Source organism: Rhodopirellula europaea 6C, assembly GCF_000338295.1.
Taxonomy (GTDB): domain Bacteria; phylum Planctomycetota; class Planctomycetia; order Pirellulales; family Pirellulaceae; genus Rhodopirellula; species Rhodopirellula europaea.
The window spans coordinates 1-26,804 of the sequence record NZ_ANMO01000114.1 but is presented as its reverse complement, the minus strand read 5'-3'; the positions used below and the strand labels follow the sequence as shown (position 1 = coordinate 26,804).

Annotated in this window: 15 protein-coding genes; 14 read left to right on the top strand and 1 reads right to left on the bottom strand. The window is 56.3% G+C overall.

All coding sequences use genetic code 11. The features are described 5' to 3' along the window. The 14 genes from RE6C_RS11300 to RE6C_RS11230 all read left to right on the top strand — a co-directional run. Positions 1–595: TSCPD domain-containing protein (locus tag RE6C_RS11300; protein ID WP_039961816.1), on the top strand; the 595-nt coding region annotated here is incomplete at its 5' end. Positions 596–1,234: 639 nt separating this feature from the next. Then, on the top strand, positions 1,235–2,350 hold the full coding sequence (locus RE6C_RS11295) for an EAL domain-containing protein (RefSeq protein WP_008656680.1): 1,116 nt from the start codon (positions 1,235–1,237) through the stop codon (positions 2,348–2,350). Positions 2,351–2,873: 523 nt separating this feature from the next. Next, the gene (locus tag RE6C_RS11290; RefSeq protein WP_007329384.1) at positions 2,874–4,631 is read left to right on the top strand and encodes a GspE/PulE family protein; all 1,758 of its coding nucleotides are present in this window, start codon (positions 2,874–2,876) and stop codon (positions 4,629–4,631) included. A gap of 489 nt (positions 4,632–5,120) precedes the next feature. Next, positions 5,121–6,227: a type IV pilus twitching motility protein PilT gene (locus tag RE6C_RS11285; RefSeq protein WP_008656676.1), complete on the top strand. Its 1,107-nt coding sequence runs from the start codon at positions 5,121–5,123 to the stop codon at positions 6,225–6,227. A 119-nt stretch (positions 6,228–6,346) separates the two neighbouring features. Continuing rightward, on the top strand, positions 6,347–8,062 hold the full coding sequence (locus RE6C_RS11280) for a GspE/PulE family protein (RefSeq protein WP_008656674.1): 1,716 nt from the start codon (positions 6,347–6,349) through the stop codon (positions 8,060–8,062). Positions 8,063–8,159: 97 nt separating this feature from the next. After that, the gene (locus tag RE6C_RS11275; RefSeq protein ID WP_008656673.1) at positions 8,160–8,519 is read left to right on the top strand and encodes a four helix bundle protein; all 360 of its coding nucleotides are present in this window, start codon (positions 8,160–8,162) and stop codon (positions 8,517–8,519) included. A gap of 149 nt (positions 8,520–8,668) precedes the next feature. Beyond that, positions 8,669–10,108 carry a type II secretion system F family protein gene (locus RE6C_RS11270; RefSeq protein WP_008656672.1) on the top strand — a complete coding sequence of 480 codons (1,440 nt, stop codon included), beginning with the start codon at positions 8,669–8,671 and terminating at the stop codon, positions 10,106–10,108. Between the two features lie 147 nt (positions 10,109–10,255). Beyond that, the gene (locus RE6C_RS11260; protein ID WP_008656671.1) at positions 10,256–11,419 is read left to right on the top strand and encodes a type II secretion system protein; all 1,164 of its coding nucleotides are present in this window, start codon (positions 10,256–10,258) and stop codon (positions 11,417–11,419) included. A 68-nt stretch (positions 11,420–11,487) separates the two neighbouring features. Beyond that, positions 11,488–12,753: a prepilin-type N-terminal cleavage/methylation domain-containing protein gene (locus RE6C_RS11255; protein ID WP_008656670.1), complete on the top strand. Its 1,266-nt coding sequence runs from the start codon at positions 11,488–11,490 to the stop codon at positions 12,751–12,753. Continuing rightward, entirely contained in the window at positions 12,750–13,934 is a 1,185-nt protein-coding gene (locus RE6C_RS29465) for a prepilin-type N-terminal cleavage/methylation domain-containing protein (protein WP_008656669.1), read from the top strand. The genes RE6C_RS11255 and RE6C_RS29465 overlap by 4 nt, the downstream gene beginning before the upstream one ends. Then, positions 13,931–15,187: a type IV pilus modification PilV family protein gene (locus RE6C_RS11245; protein ID WP_008656668.1), complete on the top strand. Its 1,257-nt coding sequence runs from the start codon at positions 13,931–13,933 to the stop codon at positions 15,185–15,187. Before RE6C_RS29465 ends, RE6C_RS11245 begins: the two co-directional genes overlap by 4 nt. A 77-nt stretch (positions 15,188–15,264) precedes the next feature. Further along, positions 15,265–18,147 carry a hypothetical protein gene (locus tag RE6C_RS32830; protein ID WP_008656667.1) on the top strand — a complete coding sequence of 961 codons (2,883 nt, stop codon included), beginning with the start codon at positions 15,265–15,267 and terminating at the stop codon, positions 18,145–18,147. Next, positions 18,117–20,735: a hypothetical protein gene (locus RE6C_RS32825; protein ID WP_236618117.1), complete on the top strand. Its 2,619-nt coding sequence runs from the start codon at positions 18,117–18,119 to the stop codon at positions 20,733–20,735. The genes RE6C_RS32830 and RE6C_RS32825 overlap by 31 nt, the downstream gene beginning before the upstream one ends. 41 nt (positions 20,736–20,776) lie before the next feature. Continuing rightward, on the top strand, positions 20,777–22,840 hold the full coding sequence (locus RE6C_RS11230) for a prepilin-type N-terminal cleavage/methylation domain-containing protein (RefSeq protein ID WP_008656665.1): 2,064 nt from the start codon (positions 20,777–20,779) through the stop codon (positions 22,838–22,840). 469 nt (positions 22,841–23,309) lie between these two features. Here RE6C_RS11230 and polA read toward each other — a convergent pair whose 3' ends face one another. Further along, the gene (polA, locus tag RE6C_RS11225; protein ID WP_008656663.1) at positions 23,310–26,525 is read right to left on the bottom strand and encodes a DNA polymerase I; all 3,216 of its coding nucleotides are present in this window, start codon (positions 26,523–26,525) and stop codon (positions 23,310–23,312) included. Positions 26,526–26,804: the final 279 nt, after the last annotated feature.

Here is a 26,804-nt window from a genome sequence, read left to right as displayed (position 1 = left end):
CAGCTTCGGCACCGCACTGTCGATTGCGATGCAGTACGGCGTGCCATTGGAAGTGATCGTCAACAAGTTCAGTCACACTCGTTTCGAGCCGATGGGGCACACGTCCAACAAGGACATCCGCATCGCCAAGAGCGTCGTCGACTACATCGCTCGTTGGTTGGGCATCACCTTCATGTCTGGCAACGACCAGTACCCCAACGCGGAAGGTGCAACCACGACGGGCGGCAACGGTCCCGACATGACAACCGCTCCCGCGGGAGCAACGGCGAACAACAACAGCCCCGTGATGGCTGAGTTGCGAGCTGACGCAGGGGCCGCGGTCGCTTTGGTGGAACGAGCCACATTGTTGGCCAGTCTGCAGACCGGAGCCAGCAATGGTTCTGCGACCAACGGGCATTCCAATGGTCAGTCCAGCGGTGGATCGTCCGACGGTGCGGTAGCTCAACCAGCCGTTGACGGATTGGGCGGGCAAGCCGACCAGTTCTCGCGGTTCCAGACGGATGCCCCTAGTTGCGACAACTGCGGCAGCATCACAGTCCGCAACGGCAACTGTTATCTGTGCCACAACTGCGGCAACTCGATGGGCTGCAGCTGAGCGAACTTGTTCGTGATCGCTGAATGAAATCTAAAGGCTGGCTTCTCTCGTAAGAAAGAAGCCAGCCTTTTTTCGTTGGTACACAACCTTTGTAGCTTGCTGGGGCCCCCAACCAGCCGAGCGCAACCTCGAGCACTCACGGTGGGGACCACCGGCCAGTGCGCATGCAAAAGCGATTGAATCGTCAGGTGAAAGTCCTGGTCGGGGAAATCGTTACCGCCCCGTAGCTGATGGTACCCGCGTTTTCAACCGAAAGGGTGGAGAGCAATCAAAAGCGAATGAGCAGTCCGTAACTGTATTGCGAACTCGATTCGGCCAAGCCTGTTAGGGAACCGCACGTACGGTTTCGAGGGAGGGAATCCTGCTCAACCGGAGTTCCCTATCCCTATCAGATCTCCCCAAGCATGCACGCGTCCACGCCAGCAACCTGGCGTCATCCGGCCAGCTCGCACAATCGTTGCAGCCGGAACGCGATGACGTGAGGGACGTCGTCTTCGTGAATACATTCGGCGGAAATCGACTGAAATTCAGAACCACGATGTGTTTGTTCACAAGTCGTAACCTAGCTTTGCAGCAGAGCGAGGTCCTGCCCCTCTGAGACCGCTCCTTTATCCCACGTTCCTCCACGAAATTGTTGTCATGGCTTCCGTTGATAGCCTTCCCATCGACCGACTTCGTCGCAGCACCTGCGTCCATGAGGACGTGTGGTTTCTGTCCGGTCCGATGGGTCCCGGCGACACGCTGCAACACACTCCGATCGATCAAGCACCGTTTATCGTGGGCCGGAAATCTGGCGTCGCGATGAAGCTGCAGTTTCGAACTGTCAGCGGAAATCACGCTGAACTGAAGATCGAAGACGGCAAATTGATCGTGCGCGATCTCGAAAGCACTAATGGCACTTATCTCAACGGCAAACGCGTCACCGAGCCTGTTGTGGTCGGCGACGAAGACCTAATTCACTTTGCCGAAGCTCCGTTCCGCGTGCGACGCCAATCTCCGACCGGGGTGACGGCGGGAACGATATCTGAAAACGTTTGCGACCAAGCCCTCGCATTGGTGCAGTTTGATCGCTTGATGAGCCAGCGACTCGTGCGCCCGCACTTCCAGCCCATCGTGACTTTGGTGGGTGCACGAATGATCGGGTACGAAATCCTCGGTCGCGGCAGCGTGTTCGGATTGGAATCGGTCGGTGCCATGTTCCAGGCCGCTGAGCAATTGAATTTGGAGGTGGAACTCAGTCGGTTGCTGCGTTGGGAAGGGCTCCGGGTCGGCCGCGAGCTTCCGGATTCACCGACCTTGTTCGTCAACACGCATCCAAAGGAAATGGAAGACGGCCAGTCGCTGATTGACTCGCTGTGCAAGGTTCGGTCGATGGCATCGAACACTCAGATCGTGTTGGAGATCCACGAGTCCGCCGTGACCAATCCCAAGCAAATGCAGCGTCTGCATTCCACGCTGAAGGAACTGGACATTCGTCTGGCCTATGACGACTTTGGTGCCGGCCAAGCCCGTTTGGCTGAATTGGTCGAGGCTCGCCCTGACTACGTCAAATTCGATATTGGGCTGATTCGAGGTTTGAGCGTCGTCGACGACAACCGCATGCGGATGCTTCGATCGCTCGTCAGCATGGTTCAGGACCTGAACATTGCCGCGTTGGCGGAAGGGATCGAAACGATCGAGGAAGCCGAAGCCTGTCAGGAAATTGGCTTCGATCTCGCGCAAGGTTTCTACTACGGTCGCCCCGCACCCGCCTGATCGCCCGCGTTCAACCTGTAGCTCGCTGGGGCCCCCAGCGAGCCGAGCGCAACTTCCCACGCACTCACGGTGGAAACCACCGTGCTACAGAAAAGCGAACGAGTGTCCTCAGTTGTTCGCGTGCCAAATACTAGTCGCCGAGAAGCCAGGCACGAACGGTGCGAACTTTGGATCAATGTCACACTGCTTCCCGACGGCGAGCCGCCAGACGGAACAATTGGGGACAATGGTTCTACTCTGCTGCCAGCGTCCAAAGTCGCCCATCGACTCCGTTCGATGGAGCACACCAAACCCATTCTGTAGCTCGGTGGTCCCCCACCGAGTCGAGCGCAACCTCACTTGCATTCCCGGTGAAGTCCACCGTACGACGGGCTGCTACCACACACTCCTCCGCGAAGTCGGAACCAAGCGAAGTTTTCCACAACCTGCCCGTCATCCTCGTGATATCCTAAGATCACGTCGCCGGGCGCCCTTTTGCGCGGTCCCGGCTGGCAACGCTTTTCTGTCGACGAAGGAATTCACCATGAGCCGGACGATGCAAGATTTCACCGATTTGCTGCTCCAACAGGGCGTCATCAGTCTCGATCAGCTGTCCGAAGCCGAAGAAGTCGCCAAAAACACGGGCGCGGACATTGGCGATGTCTTGATCAAAATGGAATACGCCAGCCCCGAAGAAGTCGGGATGGCCTTGGCAAAATTCCACAAAATCCCCTTTGTCGACCTCCGTAGCGAGCGGATCAGCGAAACCGTCATCGAATTGGTGCCCGAATCGGTCGCTCGAGAAAACACGGTGCTGCCGTTCAAAGAAGAAGACGGCGCCCTGACCATTTTGATCGCCGACCCGTTTGACCTCGAAACGATCGAAAAGCTGCGTTTCATTCTCAACCGGAAAATCGAAACGGCCCTGGCCCCCAAAGAAGCCATCAACGGAGCGATCAACCAGTACTACGGTCAGGTCGAAGGTGAATCGGCTGACTCGATGTTGCAAGAGTTCACTGACACGGCCATCGACTTCACCGAAACCGAATCGGACTCCGGCGGGGGGGAAGAGACCGTCGACGACAATTCGGCCCCCGTCATCCGGCTGGTCAACCTGATGATCGCCGAAGCGGTCCAGTTGCGTGCCAGCGACATTCACGTCGAGCCCTTTGAGGACCGCGTTCGCATCCGTTATCGAATTGACGGCGTTTGTGTCGAGCGAGAAGCAGCCCCCCGGCGGATGCTTTCGGCCATTATCGCCCGGATCAAGATCCTGTCCAAGATCGACATCAGCGAGAAGCGACGCCCCACCGACGGGCGGATCAAGATCACCGTCGGCGACAAGCAGCTCGATTTGCGGGTCAGCATCATCCCGACCAACCACGGCCAGTCTTGCGTGATGCGGCTGCTGGACAAGGACAACATCAAAGTCGGCACCAGGCAGCTCGGTTTGTCCGAGCGTGACTTCCGGAACTTCAACTCGCTCATTCGCCGGCCCAACGGGATCGTGTTGGTGACAGGCCCAACCGGGTCCGGGAAGACCACCACCCTGTACGCTTCGCTCAACGCGTTGAACCGGCCTGACCGCAAGATCATCACGGCGGAAGACCCGGTCGAATACTACCTGCCCGGCATCAATCAAGTCGAAGTGAAACACAACATCGGGCTCGACTTCGCTCGCATCATTCGAGCCATGTTGCGGCAAGCCCCCAACATCATTCTCGTCGGGGAAATGCGAGATCACGAGACCGCATCGATGGGAATCCAGGCCTCACTGACTGGACACTTGGTTTTCAGTACCCTGCATACGAACGATGCGCCCAGTGCTATATCACGGATGGTGGACATCGGTGTACCGTCCTACATGGTGGCAAGTTCCGTCATCGCGGTGCTGGCACAGCGGCTCGTGCGGACGATTTGTCCTCGTTGCAAGGTCCGCTATCAGCCGCCACAGAGCGTCATCGAGGATTCCGAAATCCCACCAGAGATGCTCGCTCAGGCCGAGTTCAGCAAGGGCAAGGGATGCACCTACTGTGGCCGGACGGGTTACCGCGGCCGGATCGGTATCTACGAGTTGATGCTGATCAACAACAAGCTCCGCGAATTGATGTTCAAAGGGACGACGACCAAAACGATTCGCGAAGAGGCCATAAAGAACGGTATGTCAACGCTTTACGCCGATGGCATGCTCAAGGTCATTCGCGGGATCACGACCTTCGATGAGGTCTATCGCGTGGCGAAGAAGACCGAGCAAGAAGCCCTCGCGCTCAGTCACATCGCGAAAGAGCTTTCGTCGCTGTAGGCCGCGGATGCATATCGCGGCGGTTCGCCGGCCTTCCTCGCGTTGGCCGGACGTCCCTGCTGCGATTGGAATCGCGATGGAAGTGCAGCCTTCCCTTCGAGGCAAGTTCTTGAGCGGTTGGTTTCACGTGAGTTGCTCCCTGACGGGCTATTGTCTTTTGCCCTGATCGGGGCGGCATAGTACGCATTCCGGCTACGCAACGCGATTTTCTTTGCCTTTGACGCTGTTTCACGCATAATGACACCGTCTGGCACGGGAAATCACGTGTCGGGCGACTCATCTGGGACGCAATGTCCCGTTGCCGAACGATCTGGCGGGATGCCGGTTGCTCTGGCGTGGTTCGTTCTCGTCTTTTCTCGCGAATCACCTGGGGAGTGGCCGGTTTGAACGCCGGTCGAGCTGGTTGACTGAGTCGCCAGTGGAATCCGGCCAGGCAAAAGGCCCCTATTCTCTTCTTCACGCCCTCCCACTCATTGTCAGGCGTCTTCCATGGCCACCGTGCTGATCGACAAACTGCTGCAAGCTGCTGTGAAGCAGGGTGTGAGCGACATCCATATTGTTGTCGGTCAGCCGCCCGTGTTTCGATTGCACGGCCGCATGCGGAAGCTGGAAACCAAGACGCTCGAAGGCGAAGACTCCGTCGCGCTGATGAAATCGATCACGCCGGAACGCTGCCAGCGTGAACTGCAAGAGACAGGCTCGACCGACTTCGGGTTCGCGTTTGGCGAATTGGCTCGATTCCGGGTCTCGGTCTTCAAACAACGCGGCTTCATCTCGATGGTGCTGCGTCAGATCCCCAATGACAAATTGACACCCGAGCAACTCGGTCTGCCCGAGGCTGTCGTCAAAATGGTTCACCGCCCACGTGGGTTGTTCCTGGTGACGGGGCCAACGGGTTCGGGGAAATCGACGACGCTGGCATCGCTGATCAACTTGCTCAACGAGACCATTGACCACCACATCATCACGATCGAAGACCCGATCGAGTTTTATCACGAACACAAAGAGTCGACGATCAACCAGCGGGAAGTCGGCGTCGACGTGCCGAGTTTCTCCGAGGCGATTCGTCGTGCTCTGCGGCAGGACCCCGACGTGATTCTGGTCGGTGAGCTTCGCGACCTCGAAACCATCGAAGCGGCCATCAGTGCGGCTGAAACCGGGCACGTCGTGTTCGGCACCTTGCACACCAACAGTGCTCAAGGCACGGTCAACCGGATCATCGACGCGTTCCCCGGCAACCTGCAGGATCAAATTCGAACGCAGCTCGCTTCGACGTTGATCGGCGTGGTCGCTCAGACGCTGCTACCCAAGATCGGCGGCGGTCGTTGTGCCGCATATGAGGTACTGAACGTGACGCCCGGCATCGCCAACCTGATTCGTGAAAACAAGACTTTCCGGATCAACTCATCGATGCAAACCGGTGCCAAGTTCGGCATGCAGTTGATGGACGATGCCTTGTTCAATCACTGGAAAGGCGACCGAGTCTCGGTGGAAGACGTGCTTGCGAAAGCCCACCGCCCCGATGACTTGGCCAAACGAATCGTTCAAGCAAGACAAGGTCTGGGCGACGAGCCCATTCCGATTAAAGAAGATTAGAAGTTGAAAAGGGCCACAGGACCACAGCAGCACAGTGTGTTGGGGTCAGTTGGCTCGACCGTTCCTTATTTTGTTTCCTGTGGCCCTGTGGCCCTGCGCCTCTTTCCAGCTCACTATCCATGGCCCCACGTCGCATCGGACAGATCCTCGTTGACCTCGGTTTCCTCACCGATGATCAATTGCAAATTGTGCTCGACGAACAAGAGCAGCAGCCTGGTGCGCTGTTCGGGAAAGTCGCCGAAGACATGCAGTTGGTCACGGACGAGCAGCTCGTTCAGGCGCTCGCCGAGCAAATGGGGATGCAGACGGTTTCGCTGGAAGACGCGAAGCTGGAACCAGAGGTGATGGAGAAGATCAGCGAAACGATGGCCCAGCTCTATCGTTGCGTGCCAGTTCAGTTCGAAGGCAACACGCTGACCATCGCGACTTGTGACCCTCAGAACCTGAACATCCAAGACGAGTTGCGGACGTTCCTTGGTTACGAGATCAAGATCTTGGTCGCGACCGAAGCGGACGTCAACAAAACGATCACGAAGTACTACGACAGCGAAGCTGAAAGCGTCGAGAAACTGGTCGCTGAACTGGCCGAAGATGAAGAGCTCAAGGCCGCCGCGAGTTTGTTGGACAACGAAAAGTTCAACATCACCGACGCGGAGGCACTCGCCGATTCGGCTCCCGTCCGCAAGTTGCTCAACATGGTGTTGTTGCTGGCGATCAAAGACCACGCATCGGACATTCACTTCGAGCCTTTTGAAGACGAGTTCCGCATCCGGATCAAATCCGAAGGCGTGCTCTACGAAATGGTTCCACCGCCACGTCACCTCGCGTTCGCCATTACGACTCGAATCAAGGTGATGGCCAACCTCGACATCGCCGAACGTCGTATGCCGCAGGACGGTCGGATCGAGCTGATGGTCGGTGGACACCCCGTTGACCTTCGCGTTTCGGTTTTGCCGACGATCTTCGGTGAGTCAACGGTCATGCGGGTGCTCGACCGTTCGGTTGTGAACCTGTCGCTCGACAATGTCGGGATGGACGAAGACATGATGTCGCGGTTTCGCTCGGCGATCGATCGCCCCAACGGAATCGTGTTGGTCACCGGGCCAACGGGATCGGGCAAGACCACGACGCTGTACTCGACTTTGTCCGAACTCAACGAGATATCCGAAAAGCTGATCACCACCGAAGACCCGGTGGAATATGACATCGATGGGATCATTCAAATCCCGATCGACTCCGACGCGGGTGTGACCTTTGCGTCTTGTTTGCGAGCGATTTTGCGACAGGATCCGGACACGATTCTGGTCGGCGAGATCCGTGACTTGGAGACCGCTGAGATTTCGATCCAGGCGGCGCTGACAGGTCACTTGGTGTTCAGCACTTTACACACGAACGATTCGCCCAGCACTGTCACGCGACTGACCGACATGGGGATCCAGCCCTTCATGATTTGCGCGACCGTCGAAGCCATTTTGGCTCAGCGACTTGTTCGCCGGATCTGCACCGGTTGTCGCGAAAAGACACGCGTCAGCAGCGATCTGCTGATGGAACTCGGTATGAGTCGCGAAGAGATTGAAGCGACCGACTACTTCAAGGGTGTTGGATGCGAGAAGTGCAACAACACCGGGTACAAAGGCCGAATCGCGTTGTTTGAGTTGATGATTCTCAACGACACGATTCGCGAAATGATCATGCACAACGCCAGCACGGATGAGCTGCGAGACCAAGCCCAAAGCGACGGAATGGTGATCCTGCGAGAGTTCGGCATGAGCCTGGCTCGCGACGGAATCACCACCCTCGACGAAATCGTCCGAGAGACAGTGGTTGATGGTTGATGCAGTGCGAAAGGGCCGCAGCGTCACAGGACCACAGTGATTTAGGACGCAGGTAGATCGAAAAGAAGTAATCCGAGAGGCAAAGATTTAGGAGCGAATGGCGAGCACGTTTGAAGATTTGGAAGTTTGGAAACGAGGGTGCCGATTGGCCGTTTCAGTTTACGAACTCTTATCCGATTGCCGTGACTTTGGACTCAAGGACCAGATGCAGCGAAGTGCCGTCAGCGTTCCTTCCAACATTGCAGAAGGTTATGAGCGAACACCCAAAGACTTTATTCGGTTCCTCGTCATCGCCAAAGGCTCCTGTGCCGAACTTCGAACTCAACTCTACATCGCAACTCGAGTCAAATTGATGTCCACGCAGCAGTCCGAATCGCTCATCGATGAAACAAAGCAGATATCGAGAATGTTGCAGGCACTGATCAGCAACCGTCAGCAACAACTCACAAAGCAATGAGTGCCACCACGAAATTCAAACGCTTTGCGTAAACAACCAATGCCCCAACTCCAAATGAAGAAGCTAGAAGCTAACCGCTAGTAGCTTTACAAAAACCAAGCCTGTGGCCCTGTGATCCTGCGGCCCTTTTCACTTGAAGAAGCAATCCCATGCCGACTTATACCTTTGAAGCGATGGACGCGACCGGACAAGAGATCCGGGACGAAATCGATGCGGCCAACGAGGACGAAGCCCAGACCACCATCCGTCAGATGGGCTACTTCGTCACCAAAATCGCCGTCAAGAAACAAGCGGCCGGTTCCGCTGCGGCTGGGGGTGGTAAGAAACGGCCCTTCGCTATGGGCGGGGCCAAGACCAAACACATCTGCGCGTTCACGCGTCAGTTGTCGATCTTGCAAGACGCCGGTCTGCCGATTCTGCGCAGCCTGAAAATCTTGGAAGGCAACCAGAAACCGGGCAAACTCAAGAACGCCTTGATGGATGTTTGCGACGAGATCGAAGGTGGCTCGACGCTGTCCGAGGCGATGGCCAAATGCCCGAAGGTCTTCAGTCGGCTGTACGTCAACATGATCAAAGCCGGTGAGGCCGGCGGTGCGTTGGAAACGATTCTCAACCGGTTGGCTGACTTCCTCGAGTCCGCTGAGTCGTTGAAGCGAAAGGTGAAGGGTGCGTTGATCTACCCGGTCATCGTGGTCTTGGTCGCGACGTTGATCCTGACGTTCATCATGTTGTTCATCGTTCCGACGTTCGAAAAGATGTTCGACGAGTTCGGTTTGGATCTGCCGGCACCGACGGTGTTGTTGATCGCGATGAGCAATTACATCGCCGGGTATTGGTTCCTGCTGATCCTGATGCCGATCTGTGCGTTGATCCTGGTCAAACTGATGAGGAAATTCAAACAGGGGCGGATTGGATTTGACATGTTCATCATCCGCGTGCCCATCTTTGGCACGTTGATCGAAAAGAACATCTTGGCTCGAACAACCAGGACACTGGGGACACTGATCAGTTCCGGTGTGCCAATTTTGGAAGCCCTGAACATCACGCGAGAGACGGCGGGCAACGCCATGTTCGAGCGGATGTTCACCGGGGTCAGCAACCAGATCCGCGAAGGGGAAGTGATCAGCAAGCCGTTGAAGGAGTACTCGGTGTTGGGTTTCCACCCGATGACCGCGGTGTTCTGGGCTTTGTTTGGATCGTTCCCCGGCATCATGGTCATGAGCGTCGCGTTGACCGCGAAGGGCGGCAAGCTCGATGACGGCAACATGGTCGAGATGCTGACGTTCATGGCCAGCTATATGATCATTGGTGGAGCCGTGCTGTGTGTTTTGTTTTACCTGACGAAGATCAAAGGCCGCGTGGTGGATGACCTCGTTGTGAACATGGTCGACGTGGGGGAAGAGACCGGTGAGCTCGACACGATGCTTTACAAGGTGGCCGACACCTATGACGAAGAAGTCCGGATCATGACCGACGCACTGACCGCGTTGATGGAGCCATTGATGATCGTGTTCCTCGGGGTCGCGGTCGGTTTCATCGTGATCAGTTTGTTCATGCCATTGGTCGAGTTGATCTCGGGCTTGAGTTAAACAGCCAAATTGAAACAGCCCGACCGGCGCGAGAGTGCCGGTCGGCCGACGAGACAAATCTTTTTCAACCTCATCCGCACCGCGTCGGTTTCGCTCCATGAGTGGAACGGACAACCGCCAGCACCATTCCCCGTTCCGAGAGTAGCGATGAACGCTCGAACCAATCTCCATCAGCCCGCCCGCGTGGCACCCACCACCCGCTCCGCCTTCACCTTGGTGGAGATGCTGGTGGTGATCGGGATCATCGGCATCTTGTCGGCGATCCTTATACCAGCCGTTACCAATGCGGTGCGCCGAGCTCGGGTAACAAACTTGCGACTCGAGGTGACTTCTTTGGAGCAAGCCGTCGAGCAATATCAGCAAAAGTATGGCGACTACCCGCCTGACTTTTCTAGTTGGGCGATCGTCGAGCGACACTACCGAAAGGTGTTTCCTAGAATGTCAACTAACGATCAGACGCTCCTTTACAACATGCTACATGTTAGTGGCGTTTTTCAAGCCGCGAATTTGGATCGTGGGGAGGTCTTGGCGTGGACCTTGGGCGGATATAGCGACGACACACAGCGACCTTTCACCGGAGCGGGCGGTCCGCTGGTGTGGACGGGCGATGGTAGCAATACCTATGAGGCCGCGACCGCACTCGAACGTCAGGATCCCCGCAATTTTCAAGTCAATATCGACCGTCCCAACTCGTTGGTAGATTTCGATGTCAGTCAGTTGGACTACAACGAAGTCGATCCAGGGACAGCGATGACTTATGCCGCTGGGAACCGACGGGAGTCCAGTGATGGTGACTTGTTCTTGAGTTATCGATCGGATTCCGAGGGCGCTCCGTTTGTTTACTTCGATTCTCGAACTTATGCATTGTATGACCCAAACGTGTCAGGGGGCGCAGGGGACTTCAATGGCTATGGTTCGACAACCTACGGCTATGTTCGGCCTTTTCTGTCCACCAATGCGAACGCAAACCGATCAGGCGGGAACTACACGGATCAAGCGGCGGCTCTTGGAGCGTGGCAGTTCATGAACCCAAACACGTTTCAGATCATTAGTGCTGGCCTGGACAATAATTTTGGTGCCACGGCGTCTTATGACGTGAATGGTGATTCCAATGTCGAGCCGATCTATTTTCAGTATGACACCGGCGCGGCGATTGCACTTTTGACCGGGGCGGGGTTTGCAACGCCTGGTGATTTGGTTGTCACCAGTGTCTCGAAATACCAGGAGTCTGCTTTTGGCGACAACGAGCAGTATCCCGCTGATAATATCACGAACTTCAGTAACGGCACCGTTGTTGATGATGTTCCTTGATGATGGCTTGATGTTTTTATCAAGTTGTTCAACACGGAGTGTTCTGATTTCGGGCTTAAGGTTTTCTAATGATTTTAAACGAACAATCTAGCAAACAATCGAACGCAGGCTTCACGCTTGTCGAGATTATGGTCGTCATGGTTGTGATTGGAATCATGGGAAGCATGGTGCTCGCTGCCGTTCAGGGAGTCACCGCGAGTGCACGAGCATCTCGGACTCGCACGATCATTGGATTGATTGATAGCGTCATTCAAGAAAAGTACGACTCGTACAAGTATCGTTCGCTGCCGGTGGAAGTGCCCAATTTTGCGTCAGCTGTCGGTGGGACGAACGCTGGTGGTGACACGATGTTGTCGTTTGAAGTGCTTGGGACCGAAGCGGCTCGTGTTCGTCTCAATATGATTCGAGATCTGCAGCGGATGGAGATGCCGGATCGTTACTCTGATTTCGTGACGGCACCAGCATCCGTTTATGGGGCCGCCAGTCCCGTGCTCATCAAGGATACCAGTGAACAGATTGTCGGCACTCGTACCGACAAGTCATTGCGTCGCTCGTTTCCGGTCTCGTGGTTTGCTGGTTCGAAGCCCTCATTGGCTCAGGCTTACTGGACTCGCTATTCGGCGGCAACTCCAACATTGGAGTACCAGAGTGCTGAGTGTCTTTATCTGATTCTCGCGACGTCTTACTCGGCTGGGACACCCGCGATCGATGCGATCCCGACCAGCAACATCGGGGATGTGGATGGCGATGGCATGTTTGAGATTCTGGATGGCTGGGGGAACCCCATCGGGTTCATTCGTTGGCCGATTGGATTTGACGATCCAGATGGTGCCTTGGACCTGGACATCGCTGACGAATTCGATCTGTTTCGATCGGACTTTTATTACTCCGTCACGCTCGCACCAGCTCCGTCTTCCTCCGCGGTTCTTCCCGCAGTGAACGTCAACGATGGCATTTACGGAGCACCTTGGGCAATGCGACCACTGGTCATTTCCGCAGGCGAAGACAGTGAGTTTGGGATCGCCTTCAATCCCGTCAATGCATCGGGGACTGCCTTGGAAGCCTACGACTACACCTCGTCCACTTGGGCGTGGCCAAAGAACGTCGACAACATGGGAACGGAGTTCGCAGGTCGTGGTTCGTCAAACTACATCTGGGTCGATCCCTACATGCGTCGGTTCATCGCTGCCAATGACCCGGGCGTTTTCAATCGAACGAGTGCGACTTACGCCACGGACACGGAGCGACGGTTGCCGGGTGAAGAATTGACTGGCCAGGCCAATGATGTGCTGGCTGACAACATTACCAACTTCTCACTGCAGGTGACCCAATGAGTGCGTTGATGCCGCTCACGCAACCAGTGGGCCTGATATCGGGTTCGAGTCGAACGTTCAAGCCAAGCTCGCGTGGTTTTACTCTTGTCGAACTGTTGATCGTGATGTCGATCTTCCTGTTGATCTCTGCGATTGCGTTGCCAACGGTTCGCACGTTGATCAGCGATCAAAAGGTGAGCCAGGCGTCCCGAACGATCGTGGCTTATCTGGATGAAGCACGCAGTCGTGCCATTTCAGAAGGACGCTTTGTCGGCGTCCGGATTGAGCGAGCCAGCAGTGCTTCGACGGTGGATTTTCGGACTGCCGCTGGCGTTCGGTTGCGGCAGTTGAGGGGCGTTCCGCCCTACTCTGGTGAGGCATCGGATGCGAGAGTGACCTTTGTTTATCCGCTGCCCACAGGCGTTTTTCCAGACCCATCTTTGCCTGATCCTCCTTACGACTCAACGGATGTAGGACTGGAATTTTCCGGGGTGAGAAACCAATTGTTGACCCTCTACACAGATTCCAACTCTGTTCTGCACAACGATGATCTGTATGCCCCCATCAAGGATGGCGACCTTATTGAACTGCCAGGCGGACGTGTTTTTCGGCTGGACTTCACCGGGTACACCACAGGAACAGACACGGTGCGAGCGACCATCGATTTGGATTCGCCGCTCTCAGGATCAAGTACCTTTCCCGTGACCCACCAGCCGGTGGACGGTGCTTCGGTACCGTATCGCATTCATCGTTCTCCGGTGGTCTCGACCAGCCAGAGTCTGACGTTTCCACGCGGGATTGTGGTGGACATGACCTATTCGGGGATTGGAATCGATGGCAACCAATTCACGCCGCAGGGAGCCAGCGCAAACGCGGCGATTGACATTGTGTTTGGTCCAGATGGCCGAGTGGAAACGACTTCCATCGATGCGGTTGGAAACCGGGGCGTTCCTGATGGAATGATTTTTCTTTGCATTGGTGATAGCGATGGGCTTCAGCCCACGACTCCATTCAACGCGGATCCGCGCACGCCGGCCAACCTAATGAATTTGGATTCCCTTTGGATTGTGATCAATCCAACGACGGGCCGTTGTGTGGTTGCTCCCAACGCTTCGGTGAGCACGACGACGTCGATGCCAGCCGCCCTTCGCGACGCTCGCTCGTTGGCGATTCTCTCAGACACCTTGGATGCGACCCCATGATCATTCGCAACTCGTTGAATCCTCGCGCTGCCATCACACTGATCGAAGTGATTTTTTCGATCGGGGTGATCATGATCGGCCTTCTCGGTCTGCTTTCCGTCATGCCTTTGGCGGGCGGTCGGGCTCGGGATGCGGTGTCGCTGAGCGTAGGGGCTGAGATGGGAGATTCCATTGCGAAAGAGGTCTTGGTTCGGAAGTGGCTGGGCAATGGGAACTTGGTGAACATGTCTGGGACGGGCGTGGCGTTCAACCAGAGCACGCAGCTGTTCTCTGCTGGGGGGACAACCTCTCGTGGAATATGCATCGACCCGTTGTATCGTGCGGTTCAGGGCGGCACCGTCACCTCATTCAACAGCTACGACAACAGTCTATTTCCATACTATGTTGCCAATCACGATCCGCTATTGAACCCGGCTGAGTCTGACTCAACCTGGGAACCACCGTCCATTGCCCCTTGGCCCGCAGGTGAGGCAGGAGACGCACCACGATTGACCCGGGTTGGTCTCTCAGGGGTGAATGCAGAGCTGGCGCGGACGATCATTGAGAGCGTCAACGATTTGGTGGTGCAGCAACCGAAAGACACAACGATTCCTGCCAAGTTGACTGGATTGAATTCGGGTGAGACGGATTATGGACGCCGGATTCCAACGGGCGAATTCAGTTGGATGGCCACTCTGGTGCCGACGCAAAACCGAAGGTTCGCAAACCTGTCCATTGTGGTGATGCAGAACCGTGTGGTGGACATTGATTTTCCAAACGCGACGCTAACGCCTCCGATTCTTCCAGAGATGAATGGGATGAGTGAACGAGTCGCTCAGGTCACATTTGCATCCGGTTTTTCAGGGGGTGCGGGCGGGGTGGTTCACTTGACCGCCTCGGCGACCACGTCCTCGGACCTCGCCCCCAATGACTGGGTGATGTTATCGCGTCGCTTGTCCCCAGGTGGCCAGCAAGTTCATCGGTGGTATCGCGTCGTTGCGGTGGACCAGGAGGCAGAAGAAATCTTTGCGTACAGCAATTCGGAACTGGTGAGCGGTGAGGCCGCCCTTCCAGCACCTCAATCCGGAATCGATCGCACCGATGAAGAACTTTGGCGGAGACGTGTTTCCTTGGACGGTCCCGATTGGGAGTTCAACTTCGACGCCGCGTTTGAGCCAGACTCAGACAACACTTTTCAAGACAACACGTTTGCCACGATTGTCCAAGACGTGGTGTCGGTGACGGAGCGTTTGATCCCTTGGACGGACCTCTGATGGTCACTCGAACCACCCTGACGCAGTTTCCCTCCTCACTCTTCTTTCTTCTTCCTAGAAACGCGCGGACCAATGCCATGAAACGGTCGCCATCGAATCAACACAGCGGGGTCATCTTGCTCGTCGTGCTCAGCATGCTGACATTCTTCAGCGTGCTGGTTGCTGCCTTCTTGGTTTTCAGCAACCAAGCTCGGCAAGCATCGTTCGCCATTGCGTCACGAAACGTCAAGCAAAGCCATCCGACTTCGTTGCTCGATGAAGCGTTGATGACCTTGATTCGTGGGACCGATGATCGAACCAGTCCGTTTTTTGGAGAGGATTTGCTGAGTGATTACTACGGCCGGTCTGACTACTCGGAGTTGCAGGTAGTCACCTCAACGGATCTGGTGGAACTGTTCAACGGAACGTACGAAACTCACTTGAGTTTCTCAGTGCAGAGCTCGCTACCCTTGACAGGCAAAGCTCTTTCTACGGAGGCGGTCAACGACCTTTACACCGGACGGATTGTCACCTTCACGTCAGGAAACCTTGAGGGACGTTCATTTCGTGTTTTGCGGTCGACGTTCACGTCCGCAACTCCGGCTGAACACAGGTTGACAGTAGCAACCGATGCCGAGCTAGGAGCATTTGTTCCAGTGAATGGCGACACGATCAGGATGAATGGTGTTCCTCGAAACGCGGTTGGCATTGGCTATGACGGGACCAATGTGAATGCGATGGCACTGCCCAACACCGCAACGTACGGAAATGTTGGATTCACCCTGCCTAGAGCAATCCAACCGAATCTGCTGGATCCAGTTGTTGGGAAAAACACTTTCATCACGACCCCCGGGAGCGATTTTGATGAGAGCTACGATGCAGCAGATTACAACAATTGGTTTCTGAGCTATCGCGATTCGAGTGGAGTCGTCATTCCATCGTTTCATCGTCCGTCGGTGATCAATTACATCCTGAATGAGACCACCGATTGGAGTCCGACATCGATCTCGACCATTTATTCGGATGTCATCGCGAGCATCGCGCGGGGGACATTTCGTCCGATTCCGATCGCAGAGAATCAACTACGATTGCCCGCAGCGGGCGGATCGGGTCCGATTCACCCGCAGTTCACCGGCGGGAACCCCAGTTTTGCTCTGCGTGCTCCGCTGCCGATGCAGCGGACGGGAGGGGCCACTCCAAACTACGATGCGGCTCAAGCCCGCCTGAACCAGTTGGCGAGCGCCTTGATCGAGGGCCCCTGGGACGTCGACAACGATTTCGATGGGATTGCCGACAGCATTTGGGTTGACCTGGGGCTGCCTCTGGTGACCTCGCCGGAAGGCAAATTGCTCCGGCCGTTGATCGCGCCGATGATTCGTGATCTCTCAGGACGTTTGAATGTCAACGCTCACGGGAACTATGCTTTGATCAACCAGGGTGTGGGCGTCAATCAAGTTGTGAGCGATTGGGCCGGCACCGCAGGAGCCTCGCAGTTTGCTTTCCGCGGGCTTGGATTCGGTCCAGCAGATATCAACATTCCTGGCACCGCGACGCAGTTGTTTCCTTTGTTGCGGGGACGATATTCCGTTGGATCTGGTACCAGCGAAATGGTTCCCGGACGATCGGGGGCTGATGCCCTTGGTGTCTTGGCAACGGGGTGGCGTCCGAGTGTCCTTGGTGGCACGACCGTTTACCCTCATTCGATTGATCCCTATGGGCGTGGCGGGTACGCGATGTCGCTCAGTGGCGCCTTGGTTCCAGCCAACGATGGCGACACCGCCGTGGAATCACCCATTGATTTGGGGGAAGATCTCACAGACGACCCTGCGACCACTGCCATTACGGAGCCGGATTCAGACGAATTGGTCGACAACCCTTATGAGTCCGACCCAACGGGACGTCTGAGTGGCGACCGTCGCTACACGGAAGACGAGCTCGAGGCGATTGTTCGTGCGAATGAATTTGACAGTGAGTTGCTGCCCGCGCGTTTGACGGAACTGGTTCGTCCGCTCGTGACTGCAGACGCCAGTTTGGCCAACGCGCTCACCACCACCAGTGTTTCCGATGACTCGCCCTATGCGGGAATCGATGCGGCGTCGGCCTACGATGAACTGCGTTCACTCATCACTTCGATCGGAGGAGGTACCGCACTCACCAACGCTCAACTGAATGACCTGGTTGCTCCCGAATTGCGTTTGGCAAAACGCCTGAATATCAATCGTCGAATTGGAAACGGAGTGGATGACAATTCCAACGGCGTGGTGGACGAGCCGCGTGAATTCCAATTGGCAGGTTTTGATGATGATGGCAACGGTGTCCTCGATGACGCCAGCGAAACGACTGGAACGGAGACAGAAGCTTTTGAGTCGTATGCTGGGCAAACCGTTGATGCCAACTTTGTTGGTCATGCTCCCGACTACACGCTGGATGACTCGGCGATGGCATCGCCCCGGCAATTGCTCGCTCGTCATTTGTATGTCTTGATGATGATCATCAGCGACGATCTTCGGAACAACTATCCCGGCTATGGTGACACGCTCGCCACTCCTGTCCCAACTTCGGATCCCGAGGCATATCGTGCACGACGACTGGCTCAGTGGGCAGCGAATGTCGTGGATTATCGCGATTCCGATTCCATCATGACGCGTTTCGTTTACGACCCCAATCCATTTGATGGTTGGGCGATCGCCGATGACATCGACGGCGATGGCTTGATTGATACTACATCAACACCCGATGAAGTCTTCGGTACCAGCACAACCATGCCAACGGCACAAAGCCCAGTGGTGTTTGGGTGTGAACAGCCCGAATTGTTGTTCACCGAGTCCTATGCCATGCACGATATTCGGGTGCGTGATACCGATCTCGACGCGGACACAAAAAAGGAGGCACGTCGCCTGACGAGGACGAGGACACAGATCAAGTTCGCATTCCGCAAGGATCGCTGTTCTTGGAATTGTATTGTCCTCGGCGACGTGTAATCGCTCCGAATTTGGACCCCAACACTGCAGGGATCCCCCAGGAACTTTACGACATTGATACCACAGGGACCAATGTTTCGTATTCCCTTGACTTGGACCGTACGATTGACACCTATTTCGACGGCACCACCTGGGGCGTTGTGTCGCCTGGTAATGAGATCGAAGTCCCTGTCTGGCGGATCGCCATCAGCGAACCGCACGTTGATACTCCTAATCCCGATGTACTTGACCCTGATGCGATAGTGGATATTGATAATTCCCCGATTGCGTTGCGAGATACGCTTCCTGACACACTTTCGTTTAATCCGGAGCTCGGGAATCCCAATGCTCTTGACGAAATTGGGGCAAACGCTCGCAATCTCAAACTGAAAAGATTTGTCTTCTTTACAGACTACGCTGATGTGACTGATTTACAGTCGGCTATCACACCGATCCAAGATATAACGCGGCAAGCCAGTGTGTTTTTTAGTTCGAGTGGTGCAACAGCATCATTGTTTCCCGAACAATATTTGACGCTCGCGCCGCGAATGAGGACCACGTTTGGAAGTCGCACCTACACCACCGGTCCGGTGGGACCGAGCGAACAGGCATTTGAGATCCAGAACACTGCACCTGCGGTGGGACTGATTCAATTTGATTCCGCTAGTTCAACGTTGACTCCCAATACGAATACTAACATTCTGCCGGGTTTGTCGTTGGCAATATCAGGGTTCCCTGCGGGGGATTGGACGAACACGGGGGTGACCTCACCCGATGGAATAGGGCTGAACGTCTCGGAGCCGCTTCCGATTAATCCAGGCGACTACTACGCCGAGCCAACCAATCGATATGTTAATGACCCTAACTACCCTGTCACTGACGCTTATGTCGAACTTGATATCGCAGGCAACGCAATAGCAGGTGCTGTCCGCGACCAACCGGAAGACATGAGAGTCAGCGGGCCAATTCGCCATCTCACAGAGGAATTTGTCCCGAACGCTGCTGACCCGATGCTGGGAACGGTTCTCAACTACCGCACTGCGTTTTTGCAGCGGCTCGCTGACCCAACGCGTGGTTATCATCCGACGTTGAATCCGTACCGGACCGTGGATCAAATTGCAATAGATTTGACGATCTTCAGTGGCGAAGACAACGCTGGTAATGTCACGAAACCAGGCGGCGATCCACCTGTTCCGCAAACGTTCGAGGGTGACTATGCAACTGAAAGTCGGCAGCGCGATGGTGTCGGAATCAACGGTGTGGGAATCAATGTGTTGTTTTCGTATAGCACTGAGCGACCAAACTTGGACGCCATGTTGCCGGGCGGTCTCGATTTCTTCAACGTCGGCCCTGCAGTTTCCACAACGTTCAACTACTTGAACGAGAATTTCGGGGCTCCGGTAACGACGCCGATTCGGGGGCGGCCAGCGGTTCCGTTTGCAATGCACCCCTGGTTGAACCGACCCTATGCCACGCCGCATGAATTGATGTTGGTGCCGGCGTGTTCGGCGGGGCGATTGTTCGAAGAATTCAGCGTGGTGAATGCAGGCGATCCAGCGATTCAGCCAGAGTCGAGTACCGCAACGACCGACCCGGCGTACGCGGAAACGTTCATCTCACCATTCCGTCACCTGTTGAATTTCTTTCATAGCGAGAACGTGAAGGATTCCAGCGCGGCTCCCGCTGCCGAGTTTCATTCCGTGTTTGAGTTCGTGGGCACGCCGCCTCCGTTCCGAGGTGAATCGGACGCAGTGCCGCCTGCTGTGATCAACGGCACTCCGCTCGTAGATTTGTATAGCGCTCCTTTCAACTTCGTGGAAGACAATCGCCGAATCGGGAAAGTGAACCTCAATACGATTGAGGAGTTCTCGACTTGGAAGGGACTGATGCAGGGACATCTCAACGCAGGTGAATACACGTCTGCCACGGGGACCGGAACAGCAACGCAGTTGTCGTACAACGAATTCGTGAAGTCACGTCGGGGGTACGTTCCGACTGGAACCAGAACGACGGTGATTGATGCGGACGCGAGCACTCCGGTGAACTATCTTCCCAATCAATTGGACCCACGCTTCCCGACGCAGTTCGCTGGCGTCTTTAAACGATCCACAGCGGGCCACGCAGCACCCGAAGTTCGCAATTTGAGTACGACGGCTCAGGATGAGTCCGAAGATTTAAGACGCCGGAAAGTCAATGTTGGGTTGCTGCGAGCTGCGGGGCGGTTGGACGAACAGGAATCATCCGGCGGAACGTCGCCCAATGAAGTTTCGCTGTTCGTTCGCGCGTCGACTCAGACACCTGTGGTGGGGACAACGAATTTGTCTCAAGATCGGAATCGCAATGCGTTTCTGAAATATCAGACGGTGAATCGGATGCCGAATCTGGCATCGGACAATTCGCAAACCTTCCTCGTTCGGATGACGTTGGGTTTCTTTGAAGTCGACCCGACCAACACCAACAATTTGGGTGCGGAATACAACGAAGACAAAGGCGAAAACCAGCGGTATCACGCGATGTTCATCATTGATCGCTCGATTCCAGTTGGCTTCATCCCAGGCCAAGACGTCAATGCGAGGGACACGGTCGTTTTCGAACGGTACTTCCAGTAAGAACGCGTCCGTTTACCGCACTGCTTATCGAGTGATTCATCATGAAACCATCCAATCTCAATCCCATGACTGCGCGACCCACGCCACTTCTGTTTGGTACGCCGGACGCCCGCGATGCTTCCCGGCGAGGCTTCACGCTGGTGGAGATGTTGATCGCCATGACGGTCACCCTGTTGATGATGGCAGCGGTCGCGCGGGCGTTTGCTTTTGTGGGAGCCCGGATTCGGGAGAGCCGTGGCAACGTGCAATTGGCGAATGAGTTGCGTGACATCACGACTCGCCTCAACGATGAGACAACCCGTTGCACGGTGAGTCTGACGCCAACAACCGGTGGCCCAGATCCCTCGGGTTATTTCATGTATTACGAGGGGCCGGTGACCGACGCGACTTCATCGCTGTTCCGCGCCAGCATTGATGCAGATGGGAATGTTGACATTCCAGACTCACGCTATGGGGACTTCGATGATTACCTCGCCTTCACGGCCATCGCTCCCAAGGGAAGTTGGTTTTCAGGCAAGGTGCCTCGTTACATCTTGGATCAGCGAGCAGCGGATCTGGCGGGGACGACTTACAGCATCCCGGCCGACGACCCCGGTACGGCCAACATTGACGAGAGCCAAGTTCCGTTTGAACCGGTGATGATCCGATCTCGCTACGCTGAGATCGTGTACTTTGCCAGTCCCGAGTATCCCAACGTGGCCGCGGACGATGCGGAGTATCTTCGATACGTCGATGTAGACGGCGACACAGATTTGGGAAGTGGGACGGCGACGGAGAATGGTCTTCCTGATCGAATGAAAATTCATCGGCGGGTCTTGTTGATCCGTCCTGATCTCAATCTCTCGACTGGAGTGTTGCCCATTCAGAGCCGATCCGTTGGCAGTGTTTCGGTTCCATTCATGCGAGCGGATAATTGGCCTGACGCGACGACAACAACGGTTCGCAGCACTGCCCCGGTTGCATCTGGATGGGCGTACGGCATGGCAGGCGTGCATCAACAATGCGACTTGTCGGTACGTCGGCGCTTTGATTCGTTAGGGAATCCCACTGCGAATGTGGCAGCCAACTCTCTTACGGATCTTTCCGTTCCGCACAACCGATTCGCACATGTCCGGGTTCCCAATTCCGTGCTGACTGGTTCGGGGGGAAATGCCCCGACGTCGATGCCGGTGCTCGCCTTGACTGGGCCCGCCACTGTCTTGAACATGCTTAACCTCGACACGTCGACTCCACGCTTGGCACCACCGCTTTCCAGTGCCGGTGCGGCCCCCGTGGTCACTCCGAGCCGACTGTGTGGTTTCTTGCGACGCGAGTTCGTGCTGGGTGACAACAACACGCATCTCAATCCGGGAATTGGTTGGGGCCCGGATCGTCGCGGTGAGGATGTGGTGGTCAACAACGCGCTCAGTTTTGATGTGAAGGTTTTCGACCCTGAAGTCTCGTATTTTGAAACCGACGATAACTTGGTGGTCGGGCCCAATGACCCTGGGTATCGCGAGGCATTGCTGGATGCAATTGCAGACGGCGATGCATCGGTGCTCAATGGTGGGTTTGTTGATCTGTGTTATCCCGTGCTCGCGGGAGGATCGCTGCGAGGGTGGCAAGCTCGGTATCTGGATCGAGTGAATACGACGACCGGATCGACCATTGCAGCGTCCAACACTGCTCTCTTCACGCCTTTCTCTGGTTTGGAATCGTTCTCCAACGCCGCGCAGTCGTATTCCAATCCGTTGTATCGTTCAGGGCGTCTGCTGACGTCGGGCGCGAATACGATTTCGCTCTTCCAACCTGCGTTCGACACCTACACTTCATGGTACGAAAAAGACGGGATCCGTCAGAGGCGAGTGAGCGACACGGCTGAGGGGACTCGGTGGACCACGACGATCGGGGCGACCGCTGACCTCGGTACTGATGGCATGGAAGGAATGGGCATCTATGAAGCGGGAGCCGTATCCGTCATCGGACGATTCGGGGCGGACGACATGGGCGAACGAGAAACGTTGCCGCCGTTCTTGGCGACTCCCGAAGCCATTCGGATCTCGGTTCGTTTGGAGAATCCCACCACGCGGCAAATGCGACAAGCCAGTGTCACGGTTCGGGATTAGTGGGAGTGGGAAAAGTAGCTCAGGGCCACAGGACTTCGGCACTTCGGACTCGAACGGTAGGCCAGGTCCGACCTGGCGATGTTTCCATTCGGCAGAACTCTGGGCTCGCGTCGTTGGTCGCTGGGTTCGCGAGGTTCTGTAGGACCACACCACCATTCCCCCACGACGGCTCCTCCGGGGCGATGACGGCAGCACGAGCACGAGCACGAGCACGAGCACGAGCAGCTAGCAGCTAGCAGCTAGCAGCTAGCAGCTAGAAGCTAGAAGCTAGAAGCTAGCGGTCTGTCACGACTTGTTTTTAGGGTAGTGGACGAGGCCAGGAGTCCTGAACTGGCGTCAAATCCAAGGACTCGTGGCCTCGTCCACTACGATCAACCCTAACTTTTAGCTTTGATAGACCACTAGAAGCTAGTCGCTATCCCACTCCCTGTGGCCCTGAGCCTCTTTCCCACTGGCCGGCTCCGCCGGCCTAGCAATCGGCCCAGGTTCGGCCGTGGGCGACGTCGACTTTCAGTGGCACGTCGAGTTTCATCACGCTGGTCATGGCTTCACGAATCATGTCCGACAAAGCATCGAGTTCTTCGTCGGGTGATTCGAGCAGCAATTCGTCGTGAATCTGCAAAAGAAGACGGGCTTGCAGATCGCTCTGTTTGAGTTGCTCGTGGACTCGCAACATGGCTAGTTTGATCAAGTCTGCGGCGGTGCCTTGGATCGGCATGTTGATCGCAATGCGTTCCGGTTCGGTGAGGCTGCGACGTTTCGATTCGGGCAGCTTGGCCAAATCGCGAACGCCCTTGATTTCACGACGGCGTCCCAACATGGTTGCCACGTAGCCTTCATTGCGACAGCGGGCCAGCGTGTCCATCATGAACGCTTCGACGCCCGAGTATCGCTGGAAATACAATTCGATGTAATCGCGTGCTTCGTCGTTGCTGATGCCGAGCGTTTTGGCCAAACCAAACGGGCTTTGGCCGTACACGATTCCAAAGTTGATCGTCTTGGCGATCCGGCGGAGGTCGCTGGTGACTTCCGATTCTTCGATGCCATTGACTTCCGCAGCGACTCGCGTGTGGATGTCGGCGTCGTCGTGGTAGGCACCGATCAGGGCTTCGTCACCGCTGTAGTGGGCCAGCACCCGCAGTTCGATTTGCGAGTAGTCGGCACCGAGCAAAGACCACCCTTCGCGTCCGGCGGTGAACGCGGCTCGGATTGCTTTGCCTTGTTCGGTTCGGATGGGGATGTTTTGCAGGTTGGGTTCACTGCTGCTGAGTCGTCCCGTCGCCGCGACGTCTTGCCGGAACGACGTGTGGACACGTCCGGTTTTGTCGCAGATCAATTGCGGCAGCGCGTCGATGTAAGTGTTTTTCAGTTTGGTGGCTTGGCGATACTGCAGCACGTGTTCAGCGATCTCGTGGTTGACGGCCAATTGCCCCAAGACATCCGCATCGGTGCTGACTCCGGTCTTGGTTTTTTTGATCACCGGCAGCCCAAGTTCTTCGAACAAAACGACACCGAGTTGCTTGGGGCTATCCAGGTTGAACTCGTGTCCGGCGGCGGAAAACACCAACGCTCGCAGGTCCGCGATGTCTCTGTCGAACCGCTCGCTCATTTTCGCCAGCGTGTCCGCGTTGACATGGATTCCGTTGAACTCCATTTCGGCCAGCACTTCGGTGAGCGGCATTTCGACTTCATCGAACAAGCCATCCAAACCGGATTCGTTGAGTTCGTCACGCAGCGTCGGCGCGAGTCGAATGGGGACATCAACGTCTTCGCAGGCGTAGGGTGAAACGTCGTCGACGGGAACTTTGTCCATCGTGATTTGTTTCTTGCCCGTTCCGATCAAATCTTTGATCGAAAGGTTGGTGTGGTCGAGTCTGCGTTGGGCGAGATCATCCAGCCCGTGGTTGCGGCCTCCGGAGTTCAGCAAGTAGTCGGCGACCATGGTGTCCATCGTGATGCCGCCGAGTTGCACGCCGGCCGAACGCAGCACGATTACGTCGAACTTGAGGTTGTGTCCGACTTTTTCGATCGCGGATGATTCCAGGACATCGCGGAGGGTTTCGATGACGACGAGTTCGTTGATCGCCGGATCACCCTCGGGGGCACGGACGGGGATGTAGGCGGCTTCGCCCGGTTGCCATGCGATGGAGATGCCGACCAAATCGCACCCGCGTGCGTGGGTGCTGGTTGTTTCGGTGTCGATGGCCAGGACGGTTTGTTTGGCGAGTTCGGCCGCGAGTGCTTTCAGTTCGTTTTCGGTCGTGATGGTTTGGTAGCGTGATTCCCAAACCGGTTTGGGTTCTTCGGCGGGTGCTTCGCCGCCCAGCAGTTCCGCGGCGCGGCTTCGCAATCGGCGAAAGCCAAACTCTTGCAACAACGCGTCGACTCGTTCGAGGTCGGCTGCCGAGCGAACGCATCGGTTCCAGGGAATCGGTGATTCGACATCGCGTTTGAGTTCGACCAACTCGCGCGACATCATCGCGGCTTCGCGGCCGTTCATCAGGTTCTCTTTGCGTTTCTTCCCAGAGATCGATTCGGCGTTGTTGAGGATCTCTTCCAGCGTGTCGTGGGTCTCGAGCAATTGCTGAGCGATCTTGGGGCCGATCAATGAGATACCGGGAACGTTGTCGACTGGGTCACCGACGAGCGCCTGATAGTCGACGACTTGGTCGGGCCGTATGCCCCACAGCCCGAACAGTTCCGCGGCGTCGATCTCTTGATCTTTGCGGATGTTGTAGATCTTGGTTTGGTCGCTGATCAGTTGCCGGCAATCTTTGTCACTGGTCACGACCAAGCATCGGCCGCCGGCGTCTTCGACTTTGGCGGCGACGGTTGCGAGCAAGTCGTCGGCTTCGAAGCCGGATTGCTCAATGATGCCGATCCCCATTGCGTCGATGGCTTGACGGATCAGCGGGATTTGTTGGCGGAGTTCGTCGGGCATCGAGTCCCGGTTGGCTTTGTATTCGGGATACAGCTCGTTGCGGAAGGTGACTTCGCTTTTGTCGAACGCGGCGATCAAGTAGTCGGGGTTCTTGCGAGAGAGCAATTCCAGCATGTCGCCGACGAACCCGTAAACGGCCGACACGGGCAGTCCACCGGTGCTGGTCATCGGTGGCAACGCGTGAAAGACCTGGTAAATCAACGAGTGAGCGTCGACAACGACGACCAATTTGTCGGTCAGGTCTGGGATGGGATCGTCGGTGGTCTCGGGGATTGGTCTCTGCAGCACGGCGGGCAGGGCGTCGTCCGCGATACGGACCGCGTCGTGTCGCTGCTTGCGTTCTTCCGTCGTTTCGCGATCGGCTCGCGGGCCCGATTGCGAGGCGTCTTTGGGGGCGGCGTCGGACTCGGACTCGGAGGATTCTCGTGGCGTTTGGGTGGAGCTGGTTGGCAGTGGCGTCACTCCGGTGCCGGCGACTGATGGGACGGTCGCGGCGTTGGGGCTGGGGGTGAAACCTCGCGTGGCGGACAGTTTGTCTGGATCGCGTTCTTTCGCGGGCGTTTGGGCGGCGGCCGGGGATTCAGCGGCGGCGTTTGAGTCGGATGGCGTCATCGCGTGCGCGGACTCAGCGACTTGATTCGCGGCGGATGCGTCGGCGGCCGGAGAAGCGGGGGCCTCGTCGAACCCGCTGAACAGCATTTGGTCGTCGTCGTTCTGTTTGGGGCGAGGTCGAGATTTGGCCATGGGAGTCGCGAAGAAGGTGGCGAGGCGTCGAGAAGAGCACGTGGGCTTGGGCAGCCGAGAGCATACCGCGATCGATCGAAATCGGGCAGTTTGGATGGGCGAAGTCGACGCGTTGATCGACGATTCGCAAACGATTGTGCCAGTCAAAAGGAGCTTTGCCGGGAGCGGTGAGTTGTCGGTGAGGGCACCGAATTTTGTGGATGCCGGCTGGAGGGCCCCAGCCGGCTACGGATGGGGTGTTGAGGGGGGACGTTGGTGGTCGAGCGGCTGATGTAGCTC

Excerpts from the sequence above, each read along its gene's own strand:
- RE6C_RS32830 (WP_008656667.1), top strand. The coding sequence starts at position 15,265 with ATGAAACGGTCGCCATCGAATCAACACAGCGGGGTCATCTTGCTCGTC.
- RE6C_RS29465 (WP_008656669.1), top strand. The coding sequence starts at position 12,750 with ATGAGTGCGTTGATGCCGCTCACGCAACCAGTGGGCCTGATATCGGGT.
- polA (WP_008656663.1), bottom strand. The coding sequence starts at position 26,525 with ATGGCCAAATCTCGACCTCGCCCCAAACAGAACGACGACGACCAAATG.
- RE6C_RS11255 (WP_008656670.1), top strand. The coding sequence starts at position 11,488 with ATGATTTTAAACGAACAATCTAGCAAACAATCGAACGCAGGCTTCACG.
- RE6C_RS11230 (WP_008656665.1), top strand. The coding sequence starts at position 20,777 with ATGAAACCATCCAATCTCAATCCCATGACTGCGCGACCCACGCCACTT.
- RE6C_RS11260 (WP_008656671.1), top strand. The coding sequence starts at position 10,256 with ATGAACGCTCGAACCAATCTCCATCAGCCCGCCCGCGTGGCACCCACC.
- RE6C_RS11280 (WP_008656674.1), top strand. The coding sequence starts at position 6,347 with ATGGCCCCACGTCGCATCGGACAGATCCTCGTTGACCTCGGTTTCCTC.
- RE6C_RS11285 (WP_008656676.1), top strand. The coding sequence starts at position 5,121 with ATGGCCACCGTGCTGATCGACAAACTGCTGCAAGCTGCTGTGAAGCAG.
- RE6C_RS11245 (WP_008656668.1), top strand. The coding sequence starts at position 13,931 with ATGATCATTCGCAACTCGTTGAATCCTCGCGCTGCCATCACACTGATC.
- RE6C_RS11270 (WP_008656672.1), top strand. The coding sequence starts at position 8,669 with ATGCCGACTTATACCTTTGAAGCGATGGACGCGACCGGACAAGAGATC.
- RE6C_RS11295 (WP_008656680.1), top strand. The coding sequence starts at position 1,235 with ATGGCTTCCGTTGATAGCCTTCCCATCGACCGACTTCGTCGCAGCACC.
- RE6C_RS11290 (WP_007329384.1), top strand. The coding sequence starts at position 2,874 with ATGAGCCGGACGATGCAAGATTTCACCGATTTGCTGCTCCAACAGGGC.
- RE6C_RS11275 (WP_008656673.1), top strand. The coding sequence starts at position 8,160 with ATGGCGAGCACGTTTGAAGATTTGGAAGTTTGGAAACGAGGGTGCCGA.